The organism is Vibrio sp. 10N.261.55.A7 (genome assembly GCF_002877365.1).
GTDB lineage: Bacteria > Pseudomonadota > Gammaproteobacteria > Enterobacterales > Vibrionaceae > Vibrio.
Map to the genome: position 1 here is coordinate 64787 of NZ_MCWZ01000003.1, position 13132 is coordinate 77918.

10 protein-coding genes are annotated in these 13132 nt (G+C 47.2%); 6 read left to right on the forward strand and 4 right to left on the reverse strand.

All coding sequences use genetic code 11. The features are described from left to right. Positions 1-150 precede the first annotated feature (150 nt). From rpoZ to recG, 4 genes are all read left to right on the forward strand, one after another. Positions 151-423, forward strand: a complete 273-nt coding sequence (rpoZ, locus tag BCU12_RS00645; protein ID WP_004735648.1) for a DNA-directed RNA polymerase subunit omega — start codon at positions 151-153, stop codon at positions 421-423. Positions 424-507: 84 nt separating this feature from the next. Beyond that, positions 508-2628 carry a bifunctional GTP diphosphokinase/guanosine-3',5'-bis pyrophosphate 3'-pyrophosphohydrolase gene (gene spoT / locus BCU12_RS00650; protein WP_102402480.1) on the forward strand — a complete coding sequence of 707 codons (2121 nt, stop codon included), beginning with the start codon at positions 508-510 and terminating at the stop codon, positions 2626-2628. Positions 2629-2723: 95 nt separating this feature from the next. Continuing rightward, a complete protein-coding gene (trmH, locus tag BCU12_RS00655) occupies positions 2724-3410 on the forward strand; it encodes a tRNA (guanosine(18)-2'-O)-methyltransferase TrmH (RefSeq protein WP_102402481.1) in 687 nt (228 codons plus the stop codon). A 194-nt stretch (positions 3411-3604) separates the two neighbouring features. Then, positions 3605-5683, forward strand: coding sequence for an ATP-dependent DNA helicase RecG (recG, locus tag BCU12_RS00660; RefSeq protein WP_102402482.1), 2079 nt, complete (start codon positions 3605-3607; stop codon positions 5681-5683). An 82-nt stretch (positions 5684-5765) separates the two neighbouring features. Here the strand turns inward: recG and envZ are convergent, their stop codons facing one another. From envZ to BCU12_RS00675, 3 genes are all read right to left on the reverse strand, one after another. Next, the gene (gene envZ / locus BCU12_RS00665) at positions 5766-7070 is read right to left on the reverse strand and encodes a two-component system sensor histidine kinase EnvZ (RefSeq protein ID WP_102402483.1); all 1305 of its coding nucleotides are present in this window, start codon (positions 7068-7070) and stop codon (positions 5766-5768) included. An 85-nt stretch (positions 7071-7155) separates the two neighbouring features. Next, positions 7156-7875, reverse strand: a complete 720-nt coding sequence (ompR, locus tag BCU12_RS00670) for a two-component system response regulator OmpR (RefSeq protein WP_102402484.1) — start codon at positions 7873-7875, stop codon at positions 7156-7158. A 284-nt stretch (positions 7876-8159) separates the two neighbouring features. Then, a complete protein-coding gene (locus tag BCU12_RS00675; protein ID WP_133153789.1) occupies positions 8160-8390 on the reverse strand; it encodes a hypothetical protein in 231 nt (76 codons plus the stop codon). Between the two features lie 401 nt (positions 8391-8791). Here BCU12_RS00675 and greB point away from each other — a divergent pair, with 401 nt between their 5' ends. Continuing rightward, complete coding sequence (greB, locus tag BCU12_RS00680) at positions 8792-9265, forward strand: transcription elongation factor GreB (protein WP_102402486.1); 474 nt, start codon at positions 8792-8794, stop codon at positions 9263-9265. A gap of 100 nt (positions 9266-9365) precedes the next feature. On the opposite strand, the gene BCU12_RS00685 is transcribed toward greB, so the two are convergent. Then, the gene (locus BCU12_RS00685) at positions 9366-11255 is read right to left on the reverse strand and encodes a RimK/LysX family protein (RefSeq protein WP_102402487.1); all 1890 of its coding nucleotides are present in this window, start codon (positions 11253-11255) and stop codon (positions 9366-9368) included. 265 nt (positions 11256-11520) lie between these two features. Here BCU12_RS00685 and BCU12_RS00690 point away from each other — a divergent pair. Further along, positions 11521-13132: Tex family protein (locus tag BCU12_RS00690; RefSeq protein ID WP_102402513.1), on the forward strand; the 1612-nt coding region annotated here is incomplete at its 3' end.

Genomic DNA, 13132 nt, shown 5'->3' on the forward strand with positions numbered 1-13132 from the left:
GATGGAACAAGGTGCGTTAACCGCTCTCTCGTTATCATCACGACACAAGATCCTTTAGGATCAAATCTATTTATTCGCTAGAAAGTCGCTCGCTAAGCTTGTATACTTTCTCGTCATTTAAAATTTTTAGTTAACTAATTTGGAGTCCTCATGGCACGCGTAACTGTTCAAGATGCTGTTGAAAAAGTAGGCAATCGTTTCGACCTAGTTCTTATTTCGGCACGCCGCGCTCGTCAAATGCAGACTGGTGGTAAAGATTCACTAGTGCCAGAAGAGAATGATAAGCCAACGGTTATCGCTCTACGCGAAATCGAAGAAGGTCTTATCACTAAAGACGTTCTAGACGCCCGTGAGCGCCAAGAACAGCAAGAGCAAGAAGCAGCAGAACTAGCAGCAGTAAGTAGCATCGCTCACACTCGCTAACCAATTCTCAAGGGATTAGTTCGCAAGGAAGATCTTTGCAAAGTAAGTTGCTTATACAATTAAACAACCTGCCGGGCCTATAATTTGTATCTATTTGATAGCCTCAAAGACGTTGCCCAAGAATACCTAACAGAGCCTCAAATTGAGGCTCTGCGTCAATCTTATGTGGTAGCAAGAGACGCCCATGAAGGGCAAACCCGCTCAAGCGGTGAACCATACATCATCCACCCTGTTGCTGTATCTCGTATCTTGGCTGAAATGCACCTTGATATCGAAACACTACAAGCCGCTCTCCTTCACGACGTCATTGAAGATTGTGATGTCACCAAAGAACATCTAGAAGAGCAGTTTGGTACAACAGTGGCTGAACTTGTCGATGGTGTGTCTAAGCTGGATAAGCTTAAATTTCGAGATCGCAAAGAAGCTCAAGCCGAAAACTTTCGTAAGATGGTGCTTGCCATGGTGCAAGACATCCGCGTTATTTTGATCAAGCTTGCAGACCGTACTCACAACATGCGCACGTTAGGAGCTCTCCGCCCAGACAAGAAACGCCGCATCGCCCGTGAAACTCTCGAAATATACTCTCCTTTGGCGCATCGCCTCGGTATCCACAACATCAAGACTGAACTCGAAGAGCTTGGCTTTGAAGCGCTATACCCAAACCGCTATCGCGTATTAAGCGAAGTCGTGAAGGCCGCGCGTGGTAACCGTAAAGAGATGATCCAACGTATCCATAGCGAAATTGAAGGCCGCCTTGAAGAAGTCGGACTCAACGCTCGGGTCTTCGGCCGCGAGAAAAACCTTTTCTCAATTTACAACAAAATGAAAACCAAAGAGCAAAGATTCCATACCATTATGGACATCTACGCTTTTCGAGTGGTCATTGAAGATGTAGACACCTGTTATCGCGTGCTTGGCCAAGTTCACAGCCTGTATAAGCCTCGCCCGGGTCGCATGAAAGATTACATTGCCGTACCTAAAGCGAATGGCTACCAATCTTTGCACACCTCGATGATTGGCCCTCATGGTGTCCCTGTTGAAATACAAATTCGTACGGAAGACATGGATCAAATGGCCGACAAGGGTGTTGCTGCACACTGGTCCTATAAAGCCGATGGCGATCGCACAGGCACCACCGCACAAGTAAAAGCTCAGCGTTGGATGCAGAGCTTACTCGAACTTCAACAAAGTGCGGGTAATTCCTTTGAGTTCATTGAAAACGTAAAATCAGACCTCTTCCCAGACGAGATTTACGTCTTCACGCCAAAAGGCCGCATTGTTGAACTACCTGTTGGCGCAACGGCGGTCGATTTCGCTTACGAAGTGCATACTGATGTCGGCAACATGTGTGTTGGTGCAAGGGTTGACCGTAACCCTTACCCACTGAGTAAAGCGCTGAAAAATGGCCAAACCATTGAGATCATCAGTGCACCTGGTGCGCGTCCAAATGCCGCCTGGCTCAACTATGTTGTGACTTCTCGAGCTCGAACTAAGATTCGTCAGGTTCTGAAAACCATGCGAAAAGAAGAGTCTGTGACGCTTGGTCGCCGCTTACTCAACCACGCATTGGGCGACAAATCGATTTCTGACCTGTCTCAAGAGAATATCGACCAGGTACTGAGTGACCTTAAAATCAAGGATGTCGAGGATCTACTCGCCGCAATTGGTTTGGGTGAGCTCATGAGTATTGTCATCGCGCGTCGCCTATTAGGAGACAGTGATGAGCTTACGGAAGTTGAGAACAAAGATGGTAAACCGAAGAAGAAACTTCCAATCCGCGGTGCGGAAGGAATACTGCTGACGTTCGCCAACTGTTGTCACCCGATTCCTGATGATCACATCATCGCTCACGTTTCTCCAGGTCGTGGCTTGGTTGTTCACCGTGAGACCTGTCCAAACGTACGTGGCTACCAAAAAGAGCCAGACAAGTACATGGGCGTAGAATGGTCTGATGATTATGAGCAAGAGTTCATCAGTGAACTGACTGTTGATATGCAAAATAGCCAAGGTGCGCTCGCTGAGCTCACCAACGTTATTTCAAAGACAGGCTCTAATATTCACGGAATCTCGACCAAAGAGCGTGATGGCCGCTTGTATACCATCACCATTTTGCTCACCACGAAAGACCGTGTGCACCTAGCTGGAATTATGAAGAAGATTCGCGTCATGCCTCATGCTCTGAGAGTACGACGTAAACGTAACTAGCTTCTCTGTACTTTAATGCGCTCATGATTGGGCGCATTTTTATTTATATCAAGCTATTCCTACCGGCCATCTAAATCCGAAAGAAAAATAAGATCATGAACTTAGAACGATACCAACGTATTCAAGAAGTGCTGAAAGCCCGTCAAACCGACCTGACCCTTTGCTTGGAAGAAGTGCATAAGCCCAACAACGTCTCCGCCATCATTCGAACGGCTGACGCGACCGGAATTCATAAAATCCATGCTATCTGGCCCAGTGCTCAAATGCGCACACTCAGCCACACATCCGCAGGGGCGAGAAACTGGGTCGAAGTGGATACTCACGGTGACATCACCAAGGTTGTTAGCGACTTTAAAGCTCAAGGCATGCAAGTCTTAGTCACCAACCTTTCAGACACCGCTGTCGATTTTCGCGAGATAGATTACACCAAGCCAACGGCCATCATTCTTGGCAATGAAAAAGCCGGAGCTTCAAAAAAAGCACTAGAGTTGGCCGATCAAGACATCATCATCCCAATGATGGGGATGGTGCAATCACTCAATGTGTCAGTGGCAAGTGCTGTCGTTCTTTATGAAGCGCAGCGTCAACGCCAAGAGGCTGGAATGTACCAACGTGAAGAAAGCTCAATTCCTAAAGAGTCGATTCACAAAACCTTGTTTGAACGTGGCCACCCTGTGCTGGCAAAAGTAGCAAAACGCAAAAAACTGCCTTACCCACCACTGGATGATGAAGGTCAGATCGTCGCTGACGAGTCATGGTGGAAAGAGATGCAAAGCAAGTAATGCGTATTCTAACGATGAGTAATCGCGTTCATGCTATTACTCATCTGAATTAAACAACTATTTTTCATTGTCGCTCGATAACGCCCGTGAACTCTCATCTAACTGGATGTTTGGCCTCTATTTTTTCCTGTACAAAAACACAGCCCAATGTTTAACTAGCCATATCAAACAGATACTGATGTGTGAGTGTGCTTATGTCCCAACTTCTTTCCGCGATTTCTCTTACCTCACTCTCAGGAGTGGGCGCTAAGGTTGCAGAAAAACTCGCTAAAGTTGGCTTGCACTCGGTACAAGACCTGTTGTTCCACCTGCCATACCGCTACGAAGATCGCACTCGTGTTTACCCCATTGCTAAACTGCATGCTGGTTTGTGGGCCGCTGTTCAGGGCAAGGTCATGAGCGTTGATACCATTTTTGGTAAACGGAAGATGCTGGCGGTAAAAATCAGTGATGGAAATGGCACCATTACATTACGCTTTTTCAATTTCACGGCAGGAATAAAAAACAATTTTTCTGAAGGAAAATGGGTTCATGCGTACGGAGAGATAAAACGTGGGGGCATGGGGTTAGAAATCATTCACCCTGATCTCAAATTTTCCTCCCCTGAGCAAGCACCGGATGTCGAGCAAACCCTCACCCCTGTTTATCCAACAACGGATGGATTACGCCAACTCACACTGCGCAATATTACCGATCAGGCTCTCGAGCTTCTTGATAAAGCCGCAGTACAAGAATTATTGCCTGCAGGGCTATACGACCACCAGTTAACGTTAGGGCAGGCACTGCATACCATTCATCGGCCTCCTCCCAACATCAACCTCGAGTTATTTGACGATGGTAAACACCCCGCTCAGCTTCGACTCATCATCGAAGAACTTCTGGCGCAGAATCTTTCCATGCTTGCTGTGCGCAGTAAAGGGCAACAAGATAAGGCAACACCACTCCCATCAGTAGAGAAGCTAAAACAGCAGCTTCTAGATCAGTTGCCATTCATCCCCACCAACGCTCAATCAAGGGTCGTTAGAGAAATAGAAAATGACCTTACACTCGCTCATCCTATGATGCGTTTAGTGCAAGGTGACGTCGGTTCAGGCAAAACCCTTGTGGCTGCTCTCGCCGCGGTACGCGCAATAGAACACGGCTACCAAGTGGCATTAATGGCCCCAACCGAACTCCTCGCTGAGCAGCACGCCATCAACTTTTCCAACTGGTTTGAAACCATGGGGATTAAAGTAGGGTGGCTCGCGGGTAAATTGACCGGCAAAGCCAAGCAAGCTCAGTTGGATAGTATCGCTTCGGGAGAAGCCCAAATGGTGGTCGGCACACATGCTCTGTTTCAGCAACATGTTGAGTTCCATAACCTTGCGTTAGTGATCATAGATGAGCAGCACCGTTTCGGTGTCCACCAGCGACTGGAGTTGCGAGAAAAAGGCGCGAAACAAGGCTACTATCCGCATCAATTGGTGATGACAGCCACACCCATTCCGCGAACGCTTGCGATGACCGCGTATGCCGATTTGGAAACCTCTATCATCGATGAGCTTCCACCCGGTCGAACCCCAATTCAAACCGTCGCCATCCCTGACACCAAACGAAATGATATTGTCGAGCGTGTCCGCAATGCCTGTCTAAACGAAGGCAAACAAGCGTATTGGGTTTGTACTCTGATTGATGAATCCGAAGTCCTCGAAGCGCAAGCAGCGGCTGATACGGCTGAAGAGCTGCAATTAAAGTTGCCCGATTTAAAAATCGGTCTCGTACACGGACGAATGAAAGCCGCGGAAAAACAAGCAGTGATGCAAGATTTTAAAGACAACAAGCTTCATTTGCTTGTTGCAACAACGGTGATTGAAGTCGGCGTTGATGTCCCCAATTCAAGCTTAATGATCATCGAGAACTCAGAACGTCTTGGCCTTGCACAGCTTCATCAATTAAGAGGACGCGTGGGCCGAGGGAAAATCGCCAGTCACTGCGTCCTTCTGTACCATGCTCCACTATCTAAAACGGCACAAAAGCGACTCGGTGTCTTACGAGAAAGTAACGACGGCTTTGTGATTGCCCAACGAGATTTAGAGATACGCGGGCCGGGCGAACTGCTTGGTACTAAGCAAACGGGTGTGGCTGATTTCAAGATTGCCGACTTAATGCGAGATCAACGCCTCATCCCAGAGGTTCAGCGAATGTCACGACACATTCACGACCAATACCCTAGCAACGCTTCTGCCATCATCGAGCGTTGGCTGGGTGAACGCGACTTCTACGCGAAAGCATAGCCGTAAACATTCAGAGAAAAAAACAAGGCTGGCGCAATGCCAGCCTCATTTACTCTACGTCATTCTTTCTAAATTCAATCGGCTATTTGGTTGGGAAGCTCAGCTGCGCCTTCAAACCACCTTCACTGCGATTGTTTACCGATACAGATCCCTGATGCTGGCTGATGATTCGCTTCACGATCGCTAAACCTAGCCCCGTACCCTCACTGCCTCTCGCCGTATCACCTCGAGTGAAAGGTTCAAATAACTTACTCACCTGATCGGCCTCAATGCCAGGGCCGTTGTCTTCAATACTGACCCAAACGAGTTTTTTATCCGCCGTCACACCCGTGCTAATTCTCACCCAGCCATTGCCGTATCGAACCGCATTGATCACCAAATTGGTCACCGCACGCTTAATTGCAATCGCATTACCTATCGCTGGGTGCTCATTAGTGGAAAATACCGTTTCTATCTCAACGTCAGCATGGCTCTCTGCTAACGCTATCTCATTCGAGATTTCATTCAAAAATACAGCGCTAAAGGTCTCTCTATCAACAGGTTTTAAATAGTCCATGAACTGACTGATGATCTCATTACACTCTTCCGTATCACTGATGATGCCTTCCGCGAGGTAACTGTCATCAGCCGACATCATCTCGGTTGCTAAGCGAATGCGCGTTAACGGCGTACGAAGATCATGGCTAATGCCCGCCATTAACAAGGCTCGGTCTTCTTCCAAGGCTTGAATACCTTTCGACATCTGATTAAAGGCTCTTGTTACCGAACGAATCTCAGATGGGCCTTTCTCAGACAAAGGTGGGGGAATCTCACCACGGCCCACCCCTTTGGCTGCTTTTTCCAGCTTTATCAAAGGCCGATTTTGCAATCGAATGAACAACCAGCCTCCTGCTATCACGAGCAAGGCCACGATTAAGCTATTGTAAAAAAGTGGCGTAAAATCGTTCTCTTGCAGCTCCGATAGAGGGATTCGAATCAGAGAATTCGGCAGTGAGTCGATCTGCATCCACAAGACATAGCTGTCGCTGGCGAGGATCATTCTCACCTCAGTGGGTGTATCCAACTCGTGCGTCATGTCCTCACTCATAAGATCGATGCTCATCGCCTTATCGAACTCTTCCGCTATCGGGCTATCGTTGGCATGAATCGTCACACCCAATTGCTCTAACACGCGGCGACGCAATGGAGCATCCATTTCGAGCGCGGCAAGCTCGCTGTTCGACTCATCCAGCATCAAGCGGATTTCATAGCCGATAATTTTATTGAACTGCTGCAAGCTTGGCATCAAGGCGTAGTTGAACACTGCATAGTAAGAATACACTTGGCTAGCGATCAATAAGGTAAGAAACAGAAGGATGGTTTGAGTGAATGAACTGCGAATGCGCATAATAGGAACCTTTGCTATTCCTTAGCAATGCACCTAAGTGGTCAAAGGCCTTAACCACTTAGGCATACAATAAGGCGTTTAGGAATTAAACTTCTTTACCGTCAGGGACAAAGACATAACCCAAACCCCAGACCGTTTGGATGTAGCGCGGCTTGCTTGGGTCAATCTCTAGCATACGACGCAAACGGGAGATCTGGACATCAATCGAACGCTCCATGGCTGAATATTCACGGCCACGCGCCATGTTCATCAGTTTATCACGAGACATCGGCTCACGAGCATTGGTCACAAGCGCTTTAAGCACAGCGAACTCACCCGAGGTCAGTGGCATAGGCTCTTCGCCACGGAACATTTCGCGCGTACCAAGGTTCAGGCGGAACTCACCAAACTCAACCAAGGCTTCTTCCGAGCTTGGCGCTCCAGGTGCTTCAATCGTTTGACGACGAAGAACAGCTTTAATACGAGCAAGCAATTCACGAGGGTTGAACGGTTTAGGCAGGTAATCATCGGCACCCACTTCCAAACCGACGATACGGTCAATCTCATCACCTTTTGCCGTCAACATTAAGATTGGCAACAGATTGTTTGAGTTTCTCAATCGACGACAAATAGAGAGACCATCCTCTCCAGGTAGCATCAAATCAAGCACCATAAGGTGAAAATTTTCGCGTGTTAATAGGCGGTCCATCTGCTCACTATTGGCAACACTGCGTACTTGGAATCCCTGCTCCGACAAATATCGTTCTAGCAATGCGCGTAAACGTGCATCGTCATCGACCACTAAAATTTTAAAGTTTTCTTGCATGTAATGATTCCACCTATTAATAAGCTTGCGTTCATAACAGAGTCGCAATGTGAAATGTAACACTGTTGAACGTAATGTGGCGCAAAGAATTGTTAACGTTTATTACTTTTTGAGCAATTGAACGCCGCAGTTTCAATCGATTCACTTCTATTATATGAAAGCACGCCATTTTATTCAGTATTATTATCAATATAGCGCCTATATCTGCGTCACTTTCCCGAAAACCAAACAAGCAAAATGACGCAACTTTCCTAGGTGTCTTCTTACCCGTTACCCAGTTTCGGTTACATTGATCTGATTTTGATCCGCATGGCAAAGCCAATAACGCCAACACTGTTTACTGCTGCTCCAGCGTATCGCCAATACTCAGCAGGCCATAATGATGGGGCATTGGTAAAGGCACCGTAGATGGTCATCACAGCCAACAATGCCGGCAATACAGAGAGCAGTAGGTAGGTTTTCTCAAAGCCTTTTTTAAGTAGAAAATAGAGCAGCCCTGAAAAAAACAGCATCACAACAATAGCAGCGACTGACGCGACGGGCCCAATAGGCTAAACACCATGAACGATTTGATAAACACCGACTGCATTCCAAATGCATGCATAAGAGTAAAGGAGAGAGTTGTACTTTAAAGGCAGAGAAATATTGATTAAATAACATGGGTCACCTTAACTAATGGAAAGTTTTCATGAGGCTAGAGGGCATAAAAAAGGTTCATCGCTAGGTTGAGACAGAGTGTTTATAAGATAGATCTAGTCGGGATAGAGATTCAAATTTGCGTGGCAAAGTTGTGCTTATTGGAACCTATCGAAAACGCCAGTATAGTAAACACAGCATGACGAAAGAGAATGAATTCGGATTCGATGACAGAGTCTAGAAGGCCGGAATAAACCTGAGTGTCAAAAAAGGGAAGAGATTGAAAACAAAACTCATCACGCGTGAAGGCTACAGTAAACTCAAAGAAGAGCACGATCATCTCTGGCATACCAAGCGCCCTGAAATCACCAAGATTGTTACCTGGGCAGCGAGCCTGGGCGATCGCTCTGAAAACGCGGATTACACCTTCAACAAAAGGATTTTGCGTCAAATAGATAGGCGAGTACGCTTCCTCCGTAAATTTTTGCCAGACGTCACCATCGTTGATTACTCCCCCCAACAAGAAGGCAAAGTCTTCTTCGGCGCTTGGGTTGAGATTGAGAATGAACAGGGTGAAGTGAAAAATTTCAGAATCGTCGGCCCAGAGGAAATTTATGGCGACGCTAAGGGCTACATCTCCATTGACTCACCAATGGCTCGCGCCCTATTGAAAAAAGAAGTCGATGACGAGTTTGTTGTAAAAACACCGGAAGGTGAGAAAGAGTGGTTCATTAACTCAATTCGTTATCAATGACCTTGCAAATAATAACCTTGCAAAGTGTGCGAAGAAAATTAGGTATAAAAAATCCCTGCTTAGTGAGAAACCAAGCAGGGATTTTAGTAAACGTTAAGGGTTACTTTTTGTCATCAGCCTCGTCACTTAAGAGGTAGTTATCATCACTGCTCACGACCGCACCGTGTTTCAAGAAGTTCTTGCCCAGAATCATGCTGTACTCAAATCGACTGCGATCTTGCAGGTTCACTTTGACCTCTTTTTCTAGGTCACCCAATGTCACTCTCATTTTAACCACTGGGCGAATATTCGCTTTTTCACCTTTTTTGGCTTTAATGCGCATCACATCAATCACAGGCTTCGTAAATTCTTTCTCATCACCTTGGCTGTTTTGATAGGTAAACGTCACCATGTCTTGGCCATCTTGCTTAAAGCGCTTTAAGTTGACCGCGTTCATCGAGCTCACATCAGCGCCGGTATCCAGTTTCGCAGGGAACGTCATGCCTCCAACTTGCACCATCTCAATATGACCCGCTTTAAACAGAGGCTCAGCTTGCAGCAAATGGTCAGCGCGAGTATTGACAAACACCCCACCCTTCGACATTTTTTGCCCTAGGATGAAATACGGGCGCTTCTCATCACTATCGAGTGTTTCAATCGCGAACTCTTGCTCACGAATTTCACCGGCAATAGAGAACTTCGCCTTAACCACCGGTCGAGTGGATTCCCCGACTCTCAAGTTTTTCTCAATCTTCTTTTTCAGTTTTTGCTGTTCGCCTTTCGAGTTTCTCAAAAAGAACTCAACATAATCCTCTGCCCCTTCAGTGACTTCAAAACTGGCCACTTTCAATAACGGCGTCTTCACCGAAAACGAAGGCTCAGCATCGAGTTTAAAGCCGTCGAGCAAAATGGTTTCTTGAGGTGAAATAACCAGTGGCTTTTTCGACTTAGCCACCTCGATGAAGCTTTTTGCACCCTTGCCTAATAGGTCTTCAGCACTTGTATCAATCATAAACGATTCGCTGATCGTATCGGTGCCGACTCGAAGCTGAGAGCTACTGCCCGAGCGATCCTTGAGATACACCAACCAGTATTGTGTGGTTTTACTGTCCAGTTGAACGGGCACATAAACCAGTGGACGCTCATGACCACTGACCTTAAGCATGCGCACAAGAGGCAACGTCATCTCTTGCTGCTTGCCATCACTGCCAACCATATCGAATTTCACTTCATCGTTTTTCTGGTCAACATCAATGTTCTTCGCGTGCAAGATGCTGTAGCCATTTTTGAGCGAGAAGCTGACGTTCATTGGAACATAAGCGATCGACACTTGTTCCTTCTTGCCCACCACTTTGGCTTTAGGCTGCTCTTGCAGATAGTCATAGCCTGCAAAGACCCAAGCGTTATCTTCTAGGAAGGTTTTACCAATCAATACCGGCGCAGAAAAGTTGCTTCTGTCTGTCAGGTTCACGTCGGTTTGCACTTCACGGCCCGCAATACTCATTGGAATGTTCACCGTTGGACGCAGCAAAGGCGTGCTACTCGTGCGGCTGCGAATCATGCTGACTCGCTCTAGAGGTTCCTTAATCACAATGTCTTTGCCGTTGTACGGGTGCTGAACCGTAAAAGAAACCGTCGCTTTGAACGGCGCAAAAATCTCACCATCCCAATCGAAGTAGTCGAGTTCTTTGTCTTTCTCCACCTCTTCAACGAGAGCCATCATCAGCTCTTCGTCTTTCAAATCTTTGTAGTCTGGATGCACGCTTGAGACATGAATATTCTCAGCGTGCATGGATGTTGTATCCGCTCCAGTATCGATCTTACCAATGAATGGAACCCCCTCAAGCGCCTCTGAACCTGTCAGATATACATTTTCCGTGCGCCCCAACACCACTTTGTTATCCAATTCATACGCAGGACTTTGAGTGGTAAAAGGGATATCTACCGCCAAAGAGGAATAGGAGAATAGAGAGGTACTGAGCATGGCAATAACCAAAGGCATTTTTTTCATTATTGATTTCCGTAATTCTAAGAGGACACCCAAATCATTCGAGTAGCCAAGGGCGGATTAGTTCGAGTTACTTTATCTATTGACATAACTTTAACCAAAATCGACCAAAAATCTCGTTTCGGTTTGGATTTTTGACAGCTAACTTACAAAAATATTGGAAAATCTATTGCTTACCCCAATATTAAGAAACATCAAAGGCGCTAATGGCCTCGCATCAAACCGTTATCGAGCCATAGTCAATAATAGAACAAAAGAGAATTTTCAGATGAGCCAAGCTATCTGCCAAACCATTGCCCGCGAACTGAATGTTCGTACGGAGCAAGTGAATGCTGCTGTCACTTTAATTGATGATGGAAATACCGTTCCCTTCATCGCGCGTTACCGTAAAGAGGTCACAGGTGGGCTGGATGACACGCAATTACGTAATCTCGATAGCCGCTTATCCTACCTACGCGAGCTCGGTGATAGGCGTGAAACCATCCTGAAATCGATTCGAGATCAGGGCAAGCTAACCGCGGAACTGGAAAAAGAGCTCAACCAAACCGATAGCAAGACTCGTCTTGAAGATTTGTACCTTCCCTACAAACCAAAGCGTCGCACTAAGGGCCAAATCGCCATTGAAGCGGGGCTTGAACCGCTGGCTGACACCTTGTGGTCAACGCCTCAAACAGAACCAGAATCAGAAGCCAGTCAGTATATAAACGCTGAGAAAGGCATCCAAGACACGAAGGCTGCCCTTGATGGCGCTCGCGCGATTGTCATGGAGCGCATTGCCGAAGACGCCAACCTACTGGAGAAAATCCGCCAGTATCTAACACGCAATGCGGAGCTTGTGTCACGCGTCGTGGCTGGAAAAGAGCAGCAAGGCGAGAAGTTTAAAGATTACTTTGAGCATAACGAGCAGCTGAGCAAGGTGCCGTCCCATCGTGCCTTAGCGATGCTGCGTGGTCGAAATGAAGGCTTTTTGAGCCTCGCAATGAACGCCGACCCGGCTCAAGAAGAGAGCGTACGTCAGTCGTACTGCGAAACGATTATTACCGACCATTACGGCATCAACCTGAGCAGTGCACCTGCCGATGCTTGGCGTAAACAAGTCGTGAGCTGGGCATGGCGCATTAAAGTGTCGATGCACATGGAAACGGAATTGATGGGCGCGTTGAAAGAGCGCTCGGAAGTGGAAGCGATTGAGGTCTTTGCCACCAACCTGAAAGATTTATTGATGGCAGCGCCTGCAGGGCCAAAAGCAACACTAGGGCTTGATCCAGGCTTACGTACCGGCTCTAAAATTGCCATCGTTGATGCAACAGGTAAAGTACTAGCAACAGACACCATCTACCCTCACCCACCTCAAAAACAGTACGACAAGTCTGCGCACACTGTTGAGCAGTTGGTGAAGAAGTACAATGTTGACCTGATTGCGATCGGTAACGGTACGGCCTCAAGAGAGACCGACACCTTTGTTGCGGATGTGATTAAGCGTGGTGGCTTAAAAGTTCAGAAAATCACCGTTAGTGAAGCAGGGGCATCCGTCTATTCGGCCTCAGAATTAGCGGCGAAAGAGTTCCCGAATATGGACGTATCACTTCGTGGTGCCGTCTCGATTGCACGTCGCTTGCAAGATCCTCTGGCAGAGCTGGTGAAGATTGATCCGAAATCCATTGGTGTGGGCCAATATCAGCATGATGTCGGCCAATCGATGTTGGCGAAACGCCTTGATGCCGTCGTCGAAGATTGTGTTAATGCCGTTGGCGTTGATGTGAACACAGCCTCGGCCGCACTGCTGACTCGCGTCGCTGGGCTAAGCACCACCATGGCGCAAAACATCGTTGAGTACCGTGACACCAATGGTCGTTTTGAGGCGCGTACGACACTGAAAA